The sequence below is a fragment of the Terrabacter ginsenosidimutans genome (genome assembly GCF_039539425.1).
GTDB lineage: Bacteria > Actinomycetota > Actinomycetes > Actinomycetales > Dermatophilaceae > Terrabacter > Terrabacter ginsenosidimutans.
In genome coordinates, this window is record NZ_BAABDC010000008.1 from 24,851 (window position 1) to 41,690 (window position 16,840).

General features: G+C 72.5%; 12 protein-coding genes. 9 read left to right on the plus strand and 3 right to left on the minus strand.

Annotated elements, in window-relative coordinates:
• Nucleotides 1-253: 253 nt before the first annotated feature.
• The 3 genes from ABD831_RS18760 to ABD831_RS18770 all read left to right on the plus strand — a co-directional run bounded on the left by ABD831_RS18760 (nucleotide 254) and on the right by ABD831_RS18770 (nucleotide 7,902).
• Nucleotides 254-4,576 (plus strand): type VII secretion EssC family protein, encoded by a 4,323-nt coding sequence (locus ABD831_RS18760; RefSeq protein ID WP_344950275.1) that lies wholly within the window; start codon nucleotides 254-256, stop codon nucleotides 4,574-4,576.
• 106 nt (nucleotides 4,577-4,682) lie between these two features.
• Nucleotides 4,683-5,633: an acyl-CoA thioesterase gene (locus ABD831_RS18765; protein WP_344950278.1), complete on the plus strand. Its 951-nt coding sequence runs from the start codon at nucleotides 4,683-4,685 to the stop codon at nucleotides 5,631-5,633.
• 214 nt (nucleotides 5,634-5,847) lie between these two features.
• Nucleotides 5,848-7,902, plus strand: a complete 2,055-nt coding sequence (locus ABD831_RS18770; RefSeq protein WP_344950281.1) for a PhoX family protein — start codon at nucleotides 5,848-5,850, stop codon at nucleotides 7,900-7,902.
• 110 nt (nucleotides 7,903-8,012) lie between these two features.
• Here the strand turns inward: ABD831_RS18770 and ABD831_RS18775 are convergent, their stop codons facing one another.
• Nucleotides 8,013-8,939 carry a DNA-3-methyladenine glycosylase family protein gene (locus ABD831_RS18775; protein ID WP_425582853.1) on the minus strand — a complete coding sequence of 309 codons (927 nt, stop codon included), beginning with the start codon at nucleotides 8,937-8,939 and terminating at the stop codon, nucleotides 8,013-8,015.
• 163 nt (nucleotides 8,940-9,102) lie between these two features.
• On the opposite strand from ABD831_RS18775, the gene ABD831_RS18780 reads away from it, so the two are divergent.
• Both ABD831_RS18780 and ABD831_RS18785 read left to right on the plus strand, forming a co-directional pair.
• The gene (locus tag ABD831_RS18780; protein WP_344950286.1) at nucleotides 9,103-9,846 is read left to right on the plus strand and encodes a DUF3105 domain-containing protein; all 744 of its coding nucleotides are present in this window, start codon (nucleotides 9,103-9,105) and stop codon (nucleotides 9,844-9,846) included.
• A 93-nt stretch (nucleotides 9,847-9,939) separates the two neighbouring features.
• Complete coding sequence (locus ABD831_RS18785) at nucleotides 9,940-10,374, plus strand: nitroreductase/quinone reductase family protein (RefSeq protein ID WP_142179861.1); 435 nt, start codon at nucleotides 9,940-9,942, stop codon at nucleotides 10,372-10,374.
• 52 nt (nucleotides 10,375-10,426) lie between these two features.
• Here ABD831_RS18785 and ABD831_RS18790 read toward each other — a convergent pair whose 3' ends face one another.
• Both ABD831_RS18790 and ABD831_RS18795 read right to left on the minus strand, forming a co-directional pair.
• A complete protein-coding gene (locus tag ABD831_RS18790) occupies nucleotides 10,427-11,383 on the minus strand; it encodes a lysylphosphatidylglycerol synthase domain-containing protein (RefSeq protein ID WP_344950289.1) in 957 nt (318 codons plus the stop codon).
• Nucleotides 11,384-11,416: 33 nt separating this feature from the next.
• Nucleotides 11,417-13,660 (minus strand): glycosyltransferase family 4 protein, encoded by a 2,244-nt coding sequence (locus ABD831_RS18795; protein ID WP_344950292.1) that lies wholly within the window; start codon nucleotides 13,658-13,660, stop codon nucleotides 11,417-11,419.
• Nucleotides 13,661-13,759: 99 nt separating this feature from the next.
• On the opposite strand from ABD831_RS18795, the gene ABD831_RS18800 reads away from it, so the two are divergent.
• From ABD831_RS18800 to ABD831_RS18815, 4 genes are read left to right on the plus strand one after another with little or no spacing between them, the layout of a single operon-like run.
• On the plus strand, nucleotides 13,760-14,446 hold the full coding sequence (locus ABD831_RS18800; RefSeq protein WP_344950295.1) for a glycosyltransferase family 2 protein: 687 nt from the start codon (nucleotides 13,760-13,762) through the stop codon (nucleotides 14,444-14,446).
• Entirely contained in the window at nucleotides 14,443-14,871 is a 429-nt protein-coding gene (locus ABD831_RS18805) for a DUF2304 domain-containing protein (RefSeq protein ID WP_344950298.1), read from the plus strand. Before ABD831_RS18800 ends, ABD831_RS18805 begins: the two co-directional genes overlap by 4 nt.
• Complete coding sequence (locus ABD831_RS18810) at nucleotides 14,861-16,057, plus strand: LCP family protein (protein WP_344950301.1); 1,197 nt, start codon at nucleotides 14,861-14,863, stop codon at nucleotides 16,055-16,057. Before ABD831_RS18805 ends, ABD831_RS18810 begins: the two co-directional genes overlap by 11 nt.
• A gap of 28 nt (nucleotides 16,058-16,085) precedes the next feature.
• Complete coding sequence (locus ABD831_RS18815; RefSeq protein WP_344950304.1) at nucleotides 16,086-16,832, plus strand: TIGR03089 family protein; 747 nt, start codon at nucleotides 16,086-16,088, stop codon at nucleotides 16,830-16,832.
• The last annotated feature ends 8 nt before the right edge of the window (nucleotides 16,833-16,840 follow it).

The window sequence follows — 16,840 nt, forward strand, 5'->3', positions numbered from 1 at the left end:
CGACATCCTGCCCGGACTGCGGTGATCTGGCGCGTTCAAGCTAGGCCACCTGCGCCTCACCGCGAGGTCGTCATCCACAGGCCTCTGCTCAGCCACAAGCACGCGGGGAATCCCGCGGCCCCTCGACGGCAGGGACCGTGCACCGTAGACGGCGCCCGTCGCCTGTCGTGCCCGCTGTCCACACCTGTGGATGCAGTCCGCCGTCCCGGTACCGCAAGGCGTCTCATGGGCACACCACCACAAGGAGGCTCCGGTGCACCTGACCATGACCGTCATCGACACGCGGCACGCAGGGACCGCCCCGCGTCAGGTGGTCATCGAAGCCGCGTCGGGAACGCGCTTCGGCGACGTCCGCTCGCTGCTGTCGAACTGCGTGGGTGTCCCCGACTGCGGGTTCCGCATCGAGGGCCGGACCGTGGTCGACGCCGATGTACTCGGGGCCGCCCCGCTGCTGCAGGGCGCCCTCCTGACGGTCGCGTGCCCGGACGACCCCGTCCCGTCCCGACCGGGTCGTGGCGCGGTCGAGCTGCGCGTCGCCGGTGGCGTCGGGGCCGGTCGGGTGTGCCGACTCGGCCGCGGGCAGCACGTCCTCGGCCGGGCTGCGTCAGCCGATGTGCGCCTGGACGACGCTGGCGTCTCGCGGTCCCACGCGGTCATGGACGTGACCGCGGAGGGGGTCACGGTCCGCGATCTCGAGCCGACGAACCGGTCTCGGCTCGACGGCTCGGAGCTGCCGCACGAGGGCGCGAGGGTGTCGCCCGGTCAGCGCCTCACGGTGGGGTCCACGACGCTGGTCCTGGGGCAGCCGGACGTCCAAGGCGGATTCCACGAGGTCGTCGACGGCGAGGTCCACATCCATCGCCCGCCGCGCTTCCGCGACGGGAACGGGCCCGAGTTCGTGACGTTCCCCGGTCACCCGAGTCGCCCGGACCACCAACGGTTGCCCCTGCTCGCGTCGCTCGCGCCCGTGCTCGTGTCGGCCGGGTTGGCTATCGCCCTGTCGTCGCCCACGCTCCTTCTCTTCGCCCTGCTCTCACCTGTGATGCTCCTCGGACAGTGGTGGAGTGACCGGCGTGCGGGGCGGAAGTCCTACCGGCGCCTGGTGCGCGACCACACTGCGGTGATCGCCCAGGCCCGCACCGACCTCGACCGTGCCGCCGTGGCGGACGCCGCCCGCCGGCACCAGCGACACCCGGACCTCGGCGTCCTGGAGGCGGTCGTGCGGCGTCGGGGCACCCGCCTGTGGGAGCGCCGTCCGCGGGACGACGACCACCTCGTCGTCCGGGTCGGCACGGCGACACAGCCGGCCGAGGTCCAGGTGGACGGCCCGGTGCCCGAGGGGCCTCCGTGGACCGAGGGGCTCCCCGCCCTCGTAGATCTCGCCCGGTGTGGCATCGCCGGGATCGCCGGGCGGCGCGAGCACACGCTCTCGGTCGCGGGTGCCATCGTGGCCCAGGCCGCGACCTGGCACACGCCTCGCCATCTGGCTCTCTACGTCCTGGTGGACACCGAGCACCACGGCGCGGACTGGAGGTGGGCCACTCATCTGCCGCATCTGAGCGACGACATCCTGTCGGGCGCTCGGGTGGTCGCCGGTCCCGGGGACGTCGCACGGCTGGTCGCCGGCCTTCGAGTCCTGGTCGGCGGGCGCCTCAGCGCAGCCGAGGCACCGGCGCGACCCGACGGGCGCCCCTCCCCCGACCTCCTCGTCGTCCTCGACGGAGCCAGCGCCATGAGGGCCCTGCCGGGCATCGCCGAGCTGCTCAGGGACGGACCCCGGGCAGGGGTCGTCTTCGTCTGCATCGACCGCGACATCACGTCCCTGCCGGCCGAGACGAAGGTCTCACTCGACGTCTGCGCCACCGGGGAGGAGGCGATCCTCCGCGAGGACGGTCGAACGATCCCCGAGGTCGTGCCCGACCTGCCGTCGCCAGGCTGGCTCGAAGGGGTGTGTCGGGCCATGGCGCCCTTCGTCGACGCCACCCCGGAGACCGGGCAGGCCGCCCTTCCTCGCGTGGTGTCCTTCGTCGACCTGCACCGAGCGGCAGGCCTCGACCCGACAACCGCCGAGGGTGTGGTTCGGTCGTGGGCACGAAGCACCGGCCGTCCAGTAACGCTCCTGGGACGCACGTCCGACGGGCCGCTCACCGTCGACCTGAGCGTCGACGGGCCGCACGTGCTCATCGGCGGCACCACGGGATCCGGCAAGTCCGAGCTGCTCCAGGCGCTCGTGACCGGCCTCGCTGTGACCAACCGGCCCGACGAGCTCACCTTCGTCCTCGTCGACTACAAGGGCGGCTCGGCCTTCAGCCACTGCGCTCGGCTGCCCCACACGGTCGGTCTCGTCACCGACCTCGACGCACACCTCACCGGCCGTGCCCTCACGTCGCTCGACGCCGAGATGAAGCGCCGCGAACGACTCTTCGCGCAGGCCTCGGTCCGGGACCTCGACGACTACCGCCGGGCGGCTTCCGTATGCCCTGAGCTGCCTCCGCTGGCGCGGCTCGTCATCGTCGTGGACGAGTTCAAGGCTCTCGCCGACGAGTTCCCCGACTTCATCACCGGACTCGTCCGGGTCGCGGCTCTGGGCCGGTCCCTGGGGCTGCACCTCGTCCTGGCGACGCAGCGGCCGGCCGGCATCGTCTCGGCGGACATGCGCGCCAACGTGGCCTGCCGTATCGCGTTGAGAGTGCGCGACCGCGCCGACAGCGAGGACGTCGTCGATGCCGCAGATGCTGCGTCCATCGATCCCAGGGCTCCCGGACGCGCCTGCCTGCGCGTGGGTGACCGTGGTCTGAGCACGGTGCAGACGGCATACCTCGGACGGCCGATGTCACAGGCAGTGGGCCCGACGGACCGGGGCCGAGTCGTCGTCCGCGACCTGTCCGTCCCAGCGCTCGCACCGCACGATGAGCCGGGTCGGGACGCCCCGGACCAGCCCACCGAGCTGCAGACGGTCGTCGCTGCCGCGATCGCCGCCGCTCACCTTCTCGACCTCGACCCGTCGACGCCACCCTGGCTCCCGCCGCTCCCGACGGCCGTGAGCGTCGCCGACCTTCGTGCTGCGATCGGTTCCAGTGGTCCCGCCGACGCCGACGGGGCACCCCTGGCCCTGGTCGACGATCCGGTCCACCAGCGCCGCGAGCTGTTCTACTGGCGCCACGAGGAGCTGGGGCATCTCGGGATCGCCGGTGGACCACGATCCGGCCGATCCACGGCCCTGGTGACCCTGGCCCTCGGGATCGCCGACACCGCGGCGGCGCGCGACGTGCACGTCCACGTGCTCCAGGGCGCCACGGGACCGTGTGCCGAGCTCGCGCGGCTCCACTGTGTGGGCACGGTCACCGACGCGGGCGACCCCGGGCTGAGCACGCGGCTCATCTCGCGGCTGCTCCGCCTGGTCGACCGGGAGGAGACCGGACCGGTCCGGACGGTGGTGCTCGTCGACGGTTGGGAGTCACTCGAGGAGTCGCTGTCGGGCATCGACCACGGTGCGCCCGTCGACGACCTCCACCGTCTCCTTCGCGACGGTCCAGCGGCCGGGGTGAGGTTCGCCGTCACCGGCGGCCGCGCGATCCTGTCCGGGAGGCTGCCGGGCCTGCTCGAGCACCGCCTCGTGCTGCCCATGCCGGATCCGCTCGACCTCACCCTCGCGGGGGTCTCACCGTCCCTCGCCACGACTCCACGGCCCCCGGGGCGCGCGGTCGACCTCCAGACCGGTCGCGAGCTGCAGCTCGCCCTCCCGGGCGCCGGAGACCCCGACGGAGCGGTCGCCGACGCCGTCGCTCGTGCGACGGTGCGAGACGGCTCGTCCGCGACCGGAGAGTCCTGCTCGTCCCCGGCGCAGCGGACGAGCCCGTGGCGGATCACTGCACTGCCGGAACGTGTCGCGGTGGATGCGATGCCTGCGAGCACGGCGGACCTGTGGCTCGGCCTTGGTGGTGACGACGCGGCTCCGGTGAGTCTGCCCCTCGGAAGGGGCCGCGGCCGCGTGCTCGTGGCTGGGCCACACCGATCCGGACGCTCGTCGGCTCTCGCCACCATCGGTGAGGGACTGGTGGGACAAGGACGGCACGTCGCGACGGTCTGCCCGCGCCGGTCGCCGCTGTCGTCGTGGACGGTCGCGCACGGATGCCTGCTGCTGACGCAGCTCGATGCCGACGAGCTCGTCGCTGCCCGCCGAGCCGATCCGGACCTCTGCGTGCTCATCGACGACGGCGAGCTCGTGGACGGCAGCCCGGTCGAGCGGGCGCTCCTCGAGATGGCGCGTCTCGTCGACACCACCGACGGCGTCATCGTGCTCGCTGCCGAGCTCACGCGTGCCAACGGCTCCTTCCGTGGTCTCGTGCCCGAGGTGTCCCGGGACGGTGTCGGAGTCCTGCTCGGGGCCGGGTCGCCCGCCGACGGCGACGTGCTCGGCGTGCGGCTCCAACCGGACACCGTCCGTCGGGCCGGCCGCGGCCACCTCGTGGTCGACGGCCGCGCGACGGCCCTCCAGGTGGCGCTGCTCGATCTGCAACCCCAGCTGCCGGCGCCGTCGCGCGACGCCGCACGCGCCCGCGCCCGCGCCTGCTGACCGGCCGGCGCGACCACGACTGGGGAACCGCAGGGCGGACTCCGAGCTCACGGCCGCCCGAGGTCTGCCACTCTCGTGGCCAGCATCCCTGCACGAGGAGGAACCGATGGCCCGCGGCGCGCGCGAGATCACCCTGCGTTTCCTCGCCGCGCCCACGGACGCCGGCTACTCCGGCACGGTCGGCGGCGGACGGGTCCTGGAGTGGATCGACAAGGCGGGCTACGCGGCCGCCGCCGGATGGAGCGGGACGTACAGCGTCACGGCATACGTCGGCAACGTGCGCTTCACCCGTCCGGTCGAGGTCGGCGACCTCGTCGAGGCCACCGCGCGCGTCATCCACACCGGCACGACGAGCATGCACATCCTCGTCACCGTCTCCGCCGGCAACCCCAAGGACGGCGACCTCCGCCCGACGACCGACTGCATCATGGTCTTCGTCGCCGTGGACGAGCACGGTCGGCCGACGCCGGTCCCCCAGCTCGTCCCCGAGGACGAGCGCGATCGCGAGTGGCAGGAGAGTGCGGTCACGCGGATCGGCCTGCGCAACGAGATCGCAGCCGCCATGGCCGCCCAGACCTACAGCGACGCCGGCACCGCCCCACGCGTCGTGCTGCGCTTCCTCGCCGCCCCGACCGACGTCAACTGGGGCGGCAAGGTGCACGGCGGCATCGTCATGCGCTGGATCGACGAGGCCGCGCACGTGCTGGCGACGCAGTGGACCGGCTCGGCATCCAACGTCGCCGTCTACGCCGGCGGCGTCCGCTTCTACCGTCCCCTCCGCATCGGCCACCTCGTCGAGGTGGAGGCGAGGTTGCTCCTCACGGGGACGTCGAGCATGCACATCAGCGTGCACGTCCGCTCGGGCGACCCCTCCACCGGCGACCTCGACCTGACGACCCACTCCCTCATCGTCTTCGTGCCGCTCGACGTCGACGGCAACGCCGTCGCTGCGCGCCCGTGGGTGCCCGCGACTAACGAGGACATCGCCCTGCGCGACCACGCGCAGGCCCTTGTCGAGATGCGCAACGAGGTCGATGCCGAGCGCCACATCCCGTGACCCGCAACGCCGCTCGTTGAGCGGGCGAAGGCTCGGCCGGGCCGGGTCAGCATTCGGCTGAGATGTCCTTGGCCCAAGGGGACACGTGGAGTTCACCCGATGGCCACCGGAGGAGCACCCGGGCGCTCCCGCTGCGCTCCTAACGTCACAGGTGGTTCCCAGCCGCGCCGACCAGAGGGGCGCGGCGGACTCACCTCGCCGAAGGAGCACCCGCGTGACCCCCAAGCTTCTCCCCCTGATCTCGACGCCGCGGCACGGCTCGCGCAGCCGCATGACGTGCCACTACCGCTGCAACAACGCCTGCGACGCCCCCGTCCCCAACGAGTCGGCGGGCCCCGCGATGCGCGACCTCGTCGAGGGCGCCCTCGCCCGTCGCTCGCTGCTCAAGGGCGGCGCCCTCGGCGCCGGAGCCCTCGTCGTCGGCGGACTCGCCACCGCCGCACCGGCCGCCGCCACCGGCACACCCGCTTCCGCCGCCCGGGGCCGCGCCACCGGCGACGTCAGCCGAGCCACCTTCACCCCCGTCGCACCCAACCGGGTCGACGCGGTGACGAACGCCCCGGAGTTCACCCACAACGTCGTCATCCGCTGGGGCGACCCCGTCGAGGCCGGCGCCCCGCGCTTCGATGCGCACGCCCAGACGCCCGAGGCCCAGGCCAGGCAGTTCGGCTACAACAACGACTACGTCGGAGTGCTGCCCCTCACGGGCCGCAGCGCCCTGCTGGTCACCAACCACGAGTACACCGATGAGAACCTCATGTTCCCGACCGGCGAGTACGACGACGCCACGATCAAGAAGATCGCGATGGCCGCCCACGGCATGGCCGTCGTCACCATCGAGCGGGGCCGGGCGAAGGGGTCCTGGATCCGCTCCGACCACCGCAAGGCACGCCACAACCGCCGCATCACCGTGCACACCGAGTTCGCCGTCCACGGCCCCGCCGCCGGGCACGAGCTGCTGCGCACGGCCGCCGACCCGAGCGGCACCAGGGTCTTCGGCACCTTCGGCAACTGCGCCGGAGGCACGACCCCGTGGGGCACCGTGCTCTCCGGTGAGGAGAACTTCAACGGCTACTTCGACGCCTCGGGCGCGGTCGACCCCGCCGTCGCCACCTCGTTCAAGCGCTACGGCCTCGCGACCTCCGCCGCGACCAACCGCGGCTGGTCGACCGTCGACGAGCGCTTCGACCTCAGCAAGCACCCGCACGAGGCCTACCGCTTCGGCTGGGTCGTCGAGGTCGACCTCTACGAGCCCGACTCGGCGCCGGTCAAGCAGACGATGCTCGGCCGCTTCAAGCACGAGGGCGCCAACGTCACGATCTCGCGTTCGGGTCATGCGGTCGCCTACATGGGCGACGACGAGCGCGGCGACTACCTCTACAAGTTCGTCTCCGCAGACCGCTTCCGCAAGGGCGACTCCCGCGCGGCCCGGGCCCACAACAAGACGCTCCTGACCAAGGGCACGCTCTACGTCGCGAAGTTCGCCGGCGACGGCACCGGCGACGGCGAGTTCGACGGAACCGGCACGTGGGTCGCCCTGACCTCCGACACGACGTCCCACGTCCCCGGCATGAGCGTCGCCGAGGTGCTCATCAACACGCGCCTCGCTGCCGACACCGTCAGCCCGACGAAGATGGACCGCCCCGAGGACGTCGAGCCCAACCCCGTCAACGGCAAGATCTACGCCGCGCTGACCAACAACTCCGACCGCGGCGTGAAGTACCCGACGGACGAGACCAACCCGCTCGCCTCGAGCATGGTCAGGTCCAGCCTCGGCGCGCCCCTGACGAGCAAGTCGGGCAACCGCAACGGCTACGTGCTCGAGCTGACGGAGCTCGGGAATGACCACACCGCAACGACGTTCACGTGGGACCTCTTCCTCGTCTGCGGTGACCCCGCAGCCCCGGAGACCTACTTCGCCGGCTACGACAAGTCCAAGGTCAGCCCGATCAGCTGCCCGGACAACGTCGCCTTCGACGCCGCCGGCAACCTGTGGCTCTCCACCGACGGCAACGTCCTGGGCTCCAACGATGGCCTCTTCCGGGTGCCCGTCGCCGGTCCCGAGCGCGGCCGGGTCGAGCAGTTCCTCACCGTGCCCTACGGCGCCGAGACGTGCGGTCCGCTCGTCACCGAGGACCAGCTCTCGGTCTTCGTCGCCGTGCAGCACCCCGGCGAGACGGACGGCGCGACCTTCGAGACTCCCTCGAGCACGTGGCCGCACACCGACGGCTTCCCGCGACCGAGCGTCGTCGTGTCCTACCGGAGGTGACGAGCGCAGCCCGCCACGAGCACTGAGCCCGTCGGCAGCAGCGCGAGCGAGGACGGCCCGGCACCAGCAGGGGGTGCCGGGCCGTCGTGCGTCACGAGGACGTATGCCGTTCAGCGGGTCCGCGTCGGCAGGTGGGTCCGCGGCGCCATCCGCGGACCGCGACGCGGCCGGTGGTGGCCTGCAAGCCCGAGCAGGTGCTGCACGCGGTAGCGGTGCCCCCGATAGGGCTCGAGCAGCTCCGCGAGCCCCGCGTCGTCCACCGGGGTCCCCGTGAGGGCCCATCCGATGTCCTTGGCCACGTGGTAGTCACCGAACGAGACGGAGTCCGGGTCGCCGAGCGCTCGCTGCGCGACCTCCGCCGCGGTCCACACGCCCACTCCGGGCAGTGCCCGCAGGCGACGGTGCGCCTCCGCGACCGACACGGACGCGCCCTCCTCGAGGCGGCCGGCATACCCCACCGCTCGCACCACCGTGCGCGACCGCGCGCTGTCGACCGAGGCCTGCAGCCACGCCCACGAGGGGATCGCGGCCCACCCGGCGGCCGTCGGGGGCGCCATGAGCCCGGGAAACGGCCCCGGCGCGGGGCTGCCGAACCGGCGGACGAGGACCCGGTAGCCGGCGAACGCCTCCTGACCGGTCACCTTCTGCTCGATGACCGCCGGCACGAGGGCGTCGACCACGAGGCCCGAGCGCGGAACCCGCCAGTGCGAGAAGCGGCGCCACGCCTGTGCCACGACATCGTGGTGCGTCTCGAACCCGGACGGGTCGTCCTCGTCACCGAGGAGCGCCGGCACCGCCTCGAGCAACCACGCAGCCCCCGGTCCCCAGGCCTGGGCATGGACCTCGGAGTCGCCCGGACGGCACACGAGGTGCAGCGTGCCGACGCCCTCCGGCGTCTGGACCGCCCGGGTCACCGTGCCCTCGCGTCCGAACCGCGACGTCAGGTCGCCGGCCCCCCTCCGGAAGACCCCGAGCTGGGCGCGCAGGGCGATCTCACGGTCGCTTCGCCAGCGACGGGTGGACGGTTCGGGCACCACAACATCCTCGCCTACACTCGGCACCGTGTTGACCGGGACCGCATCGGCCCGGCCGACGAGCGACTCACACCCGCACGCGTGAACCCCGCACCACCTGCCCAGCTGCCACCGGTGCCCAGCTGCCGACCGGCGACGCCGACAGACCGACAGGAATCGAGGAACGATGGCCCGCGAGACGAGCCGAGACCGCCGCGAGCGCGTCGCCCAGATGCAGGCTGCACAGAAGAGGTCCGAGCGCCGTCGCCTCCTCGTCGTCATCGGCGCCTGCGTCGCGGTCATCGCCATCATCGGCGCAGCCGTGGCCTGGGCCGTCATCGGTGAGCAGAACAAGAAGAACGAGGCGCTGGCCAACATCAGCGGCGACGTCGCCGCGGCCTCGTGCGACCCCGTCACCAACGACCCCGCGAGCGGCTCGAGCGACCACGTCGGCCCCGGCACCAACCAGCCGGACGTCACGAAGATCCAGTACTCCACGGTCCCGCCGTCGAGCGGCAAGCACTTCGCCGTCCCGGCCGTCGACTCCCGCCGGGTCTACACCGTCGCCGACGCCCCCAAGATCGAGACACTGGTGCACAACCTCGAGCACGGCTACACGATCCTCTGGTACGACCGTTCCGTCGAGAAGGAGCAGGCGGCCGCGTTCCAGGCGCTCGCGACGAAGGTCAACGCCATGAAGGAGTCGGCCAACAAGTTCCTCGTCAGCCCGTGGGACCCCGCCTATGGCGCGCTCCCTGCCGGCAAGAAGTACGCCCTGTCGCACTGGTCTGCCGACGTCGACCAGGCGACCGGCAAGGTCGGCAAGCAGATGGGCCACCGCCAGCTCTGCGGCGGCCTCAACACGACGGTCGTCGAGGACTTCGTCAAGAGCCACCCGTGGAGCTCCGCCCCGGAGCCCGGCGCCGCCTGAGCGGTCCCGCCTCCGACGCGGCTCGCGTCCACGCCTCCCGGCCCCCGGTGACCCACCGGGGGCCGGTCGCGTGCTCCGGGCTAACCTGCCGGCATGGCTATCACCGGCGAGTACGTCCCCAGCCCCAGCGCCTGGGTCCGCAAGCAGGTCGACACGATCGAGGACACCGGCACGACCGACTCCGTCGACATCATGGGACTGCCCGTGGTCATGCTGACCATGCGCGGCGCGCGCACCGGGGCGATCCGCAAGGTGCCGCTGATGCGGGTCGAGCACGACGGATCCTTCGCGGCGGTCGCCAGCCAGGGCGGGGCGCCCACTCACCCGCAGTGGTATCGCAACCTGCTCGCCCACCCCGACATCGAGCTCCAGGTCGGCACCGAGACCTTCCCCGTCCACGCGCGCGAGCTCGAGGGCGAGGAGCGCAGCCAGTGGTGGGAGCGGTGCGTCGCGGCCTTCCCCTCCTACGCCGAGTACCAGACGAAGACCGACCGGCTCATCCCGGTCTTCGTCCTCGAACGGCGGTAGCCCGCGGCCGCCAGGGAGCGGAGGCAGGGCCCGCGAACGACGCGACGGACGGTCAGACCGTGAGGTCGCTCTGCTCGGCCTGCCGCTCGGTGATCAGGTGGTGCGAGCGGGCGTAGAGCCACCCGCCCAGCGCCGCCAGGACGTCGACGATGGTGACGATGAAGCGCGACATGATCGCGACCGCGGCCGCCGCAGGCGTGGGCATGGCTGTCGAGAGGATGATCGTCAGCAGCCCCTCACGGGCTCCGAGACCGGCCGGCAGGACGACCGTGAGCATGCCCAGGGAGACCGACAGGGCGTACCCCGTCATCGCGGCGGTCGTGAGGTCCGGGTGGGGGGCGTCGCCCGCGACCGCGCGGGCCAGCAGCAGGGTGTGCACCCCGAAGGAGAGCCACACCAGGACGAAGGTCGCGACCGCGCGCAGGACGGCCGGGGCGGACAGTCCGTGCTCCAGCGGCTCACGCTTCAGGGTGCGCAGCATCCGGTCGATGATGGCGTTGAGCAGCCTCGGGACGCACAGGACGACGAGGATCGGGATGCCGAGCAGCAGCCACCAGTCGAAGCCCGAGGAGTCACGGGTGATGAGGAAGGAGGCCGCCGGCAGCCCGACGAGCAGGCCGGTCAGCAGCGACAGTCCCAGCGCCAGCAGCCCCGTGACGGCGGTGCGCCGGCGGGGCACCTTGAGGTGGCTCGCGATGTCGGCCTGGACGAGCACCGACCACAGCGAGCCGGGCAGGTACTTGCCGAGCTGGCCGACGAAGTAGACGCCGGACGCCGGGGCGAGATGCAGGTCGGAGCCGAGGTCGCGCAGCAGCGTCTTCCAGCCGATCATCGTCAGCCAGGTCCCCACGGCGGCGGCCAGCATCGACCACAGGAACGTCGACCAGGAGATCTGGTCGAGGTGCACCGACACGTCGGCCCAGTTGCGCGCGACGGCGTAGACGACGGCAGCGAGGGTGATGAGCGCGATGGCCACGCGGAGGACGGTGAGGATCTTCTTGCGGGTCATGTCCGCCCCATCATCCCAGCCCCACAGGGGTGCTCAGCGCCGTCTCAGGGTCAGACGCACGAGTCCGTATGCCGCGTCGTCGGCTCGGGCGCGCGACGCGGCCTCTCGCATCCGCGCGTTGACGTCACCGTCGAGGTCGCCGATGAGCACGAACCCGAGGTCGTGGGCACGGGCGAGGATGCCGCGCACGTCGGCCGGACCGACCGCGCCCTCGGCCGCCCGCGGACCGATCGGGATCGTGATGACGAGCAGACCGCCCGAGCGGAGCGCCCACGACGCCTGCTCCAGGACGTGGTCGACGTCGTCGCTGTCGCAGCCGCTCGGGTGGATGCGGACGATGACGTCGAGGGAGCCCGTGTCGACGTCGAGCGCGGCCACGCTCGGATGGGACCCGGTGAAGTCGATCTCGACGGGCGCGAAACCGACGGCCCGTGCCCAGCGTGACAACAGGGACCGCGTGCCCCCCTCGTCGACGATGACGGCACTGCGGCGACCGTCGTCGCGCACCCGCAGGATCGCGGCCAGCGCCCCGAGAGCCGCCCAGGCCGACACGCTGTCGAGCGACCGCGGCAGGCCGAGGATCCGTGAGAGCCGCCGCGCGTCGTCGGCCTCGTCGGGCTCGCCGAGCACGTCGGTGGCGAGGACCCACTCGGGCAGGTCGTCGGGTCGCAACGACACGAGCGGGCGCCGCGCGGCGCGGTGCCGCAGGGCCTGGGCCGCGCTGCGACGGACCCGTCCCGAGACACGGCGAACGGCCCCGAGCACGACCCGACCCCGCCGGGCCAGCGCGTCGTCGTCGCCAGCGTCGTCGTCGTCGTCCCCCGGGTCATCGTCCCCGAGCGAGGGGTCGTCGCCATCGAGATCGTCGCCCGGCCCGTCGTCGAAGGCGTCGTCCGGACCGTCACCGCGACGCGGGCCGGACGACGCGGCATACGACCCCGTGTCACCGAGCAGCACGCTCTCGTCGACCGACAGCGCCTCGAGCGTGCCGAGGTAGTGCGCCCACGGGCCCGAGAGGTCGGGCGTGTGGACTCCCTCGGCAAGGCGACGGCGCACGTCGGGGTCGCCGAGCCGGCGCAGCGCCCCCGCGAGCGCGCGCTCGTCCTCGGGCGGCACGAGCAGCCCGTTCACCCCGTCCTCGACCTGCTGCGAGAAGGGCGCGATGTCCGAGGCCAGCACGGGCAGCCCGTGCGCGTGGCCGAGGACGACGTTCTGCGACGCCGTGGCCGACCGGTACGGCAGCGCGAGCACATCGTGGTCGGCCAGGAGGGCGGCGAGCGCGTCGGCGGGCACGTAGCCGTCACGGATCTCGACCCGGCCGGCCAGGGCGGGGTCCGAGGCCAGGCGGCCGATGACGCTGCGGTTGGGCCCCCAGAGCTCCCCCGCGATCGTCAGCGTCACCTCGGGCACCGAGCGCATCGCGCGCAGCAGCACGTCGATCCCCTTGTACTCGCGGACGAGACCGAGGGCGAGCAGGCGGGTGGGACCGGGCCGCGGGCCACGGGCGATCGGGTCGCCGCCGGGAACGTGCGGCGGCAGGTCGGCCACGGAGACCCGACGGGCTCCCAGGTCGTGCGCCACCCGGGCCTGGTCGGCGCCGTGCACGAGGACCGAGTCGACCCGCGAGAGCAGCGCCGCCATGAGGCGTCGGTCACCGACGTGGTGCTCGTGCGGAAGGACGTTGAGACAGATGACCACCGACTGGGGGCGGGGGCCGGTCGAACCACCCGACCCCGGCGGTCCCGCCGTTCCGGTGGGCTCGGACGGCTCGGACGGCTCGGACGGCTCGGTCGAACCGGACGCGGCACCGGGCAGTGCGCCTGCAGCACGGAGCAGGGCGAGGTGGGCCGGGGCGACCGCGGGCATGACGTGGACGACGACGATGGCGTCGACGTCGCGCAGGCGCCTGCCGGCGCGCACCCAGGTGTCGGGGCGGGCCCAGCTGAGCGCACGGATCGTCCGCGGGAACGGTGGCACCTCGGGCTGGCCGTCGGGCACCGACACGTCCGCGTGGTGCAGCTTCGACGGGTAGAGGTGCGCCCACGAGACGAGCGTGACGTCGTGCCCGGCGTCCGCCAGGTGGTGCGCGAGCATGGTCGTGTGCGCCGCGACCCCGCCCTTGTGCGGGTGGGTCGGGCCGACGATCGCGATGCGCAGCGCCGCCGACCCGGTGGAGACGTCGGCCGTCGCCGAGGCCCCGAGGTGTGGCGCGGCTCCGGCAGCCTCGAAACCCTCGTGGCCCCGCGACGGGGAGCCCTGTGACAACGCGTCCGTCATGGTGGTCCGACTCTAGTTGCCGGCGTATGCCGTCGTGCGTGCTGCCGTCGCAACCTCGCGTGTCGGGAGGACCACGTGGGCGGCCCTACGCTGGAGTCCATGCAGAACGAGGACGTGTGGCTGGTCGTGCCGCTCTACAACGAGGCCGCCGTCATCGCCGACGTCGTGCGCGAGGCCCGCGCCGTCTTCCCCAACATCGTGTGCGTCGACGACGGCTCTCGCGACGCCTCGGCAGACCTGGCCGAGCAGGCCGGGGCGGCCGTGGTGCGCCACCCGGTCAACCTCGGTCAGGGCGCCGCCCTGCAGACCGGCTTCGAGTACGCCCTCGGCGACCCGACGATGCGTTACGTCGTCACCTACGACGCCGACGGCCAGCACCAGATCCGCGACGTCGAGGTCATGCTCGATCGCATCCGTGAGGGTGACGTGCGCGTCGTCTTCGGATCCCGCTTCCTCGACGAGCGCACCGAGGCCTCGGCCGGCAAGCGGCTCGTGCTGCGGGCGGCCGTCGCCTACACGAACGCCACGACCGGCACGCGCCTGACCGACGCGCACAACGGCCTGCGCGTCCTGCACCGCGACGTCGTGGAGCAGCTCGACATCACCCAGAACCGGATGGCCCACGCCTCCGAGATCGTCGCCCAGATCGGCTCGATGCGCTTCGACGGCGCGAAGGTCGCCTACGCGGAGGAACCCGTGCACATTCTCTACACCGACTACAGCAAGGCCAAGGGCCAGTCGCTGTGGAACGCCGTCAACATCCTCGCGGAGCTGATCTGGCGATGAGCCGGCAGAGCGTCATCCAGATCCTGCTCATCCTGGCGACCGTCGTCATCGCGTGGCGGCTGCTCGCCGGCAGCGGCCAGCGCACCCAGGCGGTGCGCCGTCTCGGGCTGCTGCTGCTACTCGCCCTCGTCGTCTACTCGATCATCGACCCGAGCAAGACGTGGACCAACCTCGCGAAGACGCTGGGGGTGGGCCGCGGCGCGGACCTCATCCTCTACGGTCTCGCCGTCGCCTTCCTCGGCTTCGTCGTCACGACGTACAAGCGTTTCCGCGAGATGGAGACCCGCTACACGCGTCTGGCCCGACGGATCGCCCTCGACGAGGCGCCACCGGTGTCCGAGCACGTGAAGTCGACAGGTTCGGCTGACACACTGTCCGGCGAAGTTCCTCCGTCCCCGAGCGTGAAGGCAGCCGATGCCGACTGATCCGAGCACTCCTCGCCGCCCCGGCCGCGACGACGCCTACACCGTCGACACCCGGCGCCGCCCCAAGCGAAGCGGCGGAGCCATCGCTCCCTCGCACGCCGAGGAGCGGGACCCCGACGTCGTCGACACCCGCGGGCCCCGGCAGCGCGGTGGGGCGCCCACGGGCCCGACCGGGCCCGGCGAGCCGCGACACCGCCGGCGCAAGGGACGGGTCGTCCTCGTCGCACTGCTCGTGCTGCTCCTCGCGTGGGTCGGCTTCATGGTCTGGGTGCCCATGCAGGCGTGGGGCTCGGTCAACAAGGTCGACAACATCCCGGACGGCGAACGGCCCACGGACACGTCGGGCTACAACTACCTGCTCGTCGGCTCCGACAGCCGCGAAGGGCTCACCAAGGAGCAGCGCAAGAAGTACGCGACGGGCAACGCGGCCGGCAACCGCACCGACACGATCATGCTCGTTCACGTCTCCGAGAGCGGCGGCAAGCCGGTCATGGTCTCACTCCCCCGAGACTCCTACGTGCCCATCCCGGGCCATGGTCGGGACAAGATCAACGCCGCCTACTCGATCGGCGGACCCAAGCTCCTCACCACCACCGTCGAGCAGGCCACCGGCATCCACGTCGACGGCTACGTCGAGATCGGCCTCGGTGGCTTCGCCGCCGTCGTCGACAGCGTGGACGGGGTCGACCTCTGCGTGGCGCGCAACATGAAGGACAAGAAGGCCGGCATCGACCTCAAGAAGGGCTGCCAGACCCTCGACGGCGGCAACGCCCTCGGCTACGTCCGCTCGCGCTACGAGGACCCGCTGGGCGACATCGGCCGCGCCGCCCGGCAGCGCCAGTTCCTCGGCGCCCTCATGAAGAAGGCCGCGACACCTGCGACGGTGCTCATCCCCTGGCGCTACAAGAGCTTCGCCGACGCCTCGGCCGCCGGACTCGCCGTCGGCACGGAGACCGGCATCATGGATGCGGTCCGCGTGCTCCAGGCGATGCGTTCCGTGAGCAACGACCAGGGTCTCTCGCTCTCGGTGCCGACGTCCGACCTCGCCTACCGCACGAGCTCGGGTGCCCTCGCGGTCAAGTGGGACACCCAGCGGGCCAAGGCCCTGTTCACGGCCCTCAAGAACGACGACCCGCTCACCGAACCGCCGCCCGGCACCACGGTCGAGGGAGCGAAGAACAGCTGATGGTGCGTGCGCTGGAAGGCCCCGCCCGATGACGACCACTCTCCTGCCCGCCGAGGTGCTCGGCCGTATGGTCGCGTCCGACCCCGGCCGGCCCCGGCTCACCTGGTACGACGACGGGCCCGGGCCCACCGCCGGTGAGCGCATCGAGCTGAGCGCCCGCGTCCTCGTCAACTGGGTGTCCAAGGCCGCGAACCTCCTCCAGGACGACGCGGCCGCCGGGCCGGGCACGACGGTCGGCCTCGACCTGCCCGCCCACTGGCGCTCGCTCTACTGGGCGCTCGCCACGTGGTCCGTCGGCGCGACGGTCGTCGTCGGCGACGCATCGCTCGGGGCCGACGTGCTCGGGGCCGACGTGCTCGTCACGGACTCCCCCGCTGCCGCTGCCGGACACGGCGGGGACGCCGTGCTCGTCTCGCTCCCCGCGCTCGCCCGAAGCCACCCGGAGGCGGCCGAGGCGCCCGGCGCCGTCGACGAGGCCCGTGAGCTCGCCACGCACGGCGACCTCTTCTCCCCGATGTCCGATGCCGAGCCCGGGGACGTCGCCCTGGCTGCGGCCGGCGTCGACACGGCATACGGCGACCTCGTCGTGGTCGAGCAGGCGTGGGGCCCCTCGCCCCGTGTCGCCCTCGCGGGCGGGCTCGAGCAGGTGCTCCACCTGGCCCTGGCCGCGTGGGCCGTCGACGGGTCGGTCGTGCTCGTGCGCGGTGACCGCACCGACCTCGCCGACCGCTTCGCGTCCGAGGCCGTCACCGTCGATGCGCGCGAGAGCGCCTGAGCCGCAGT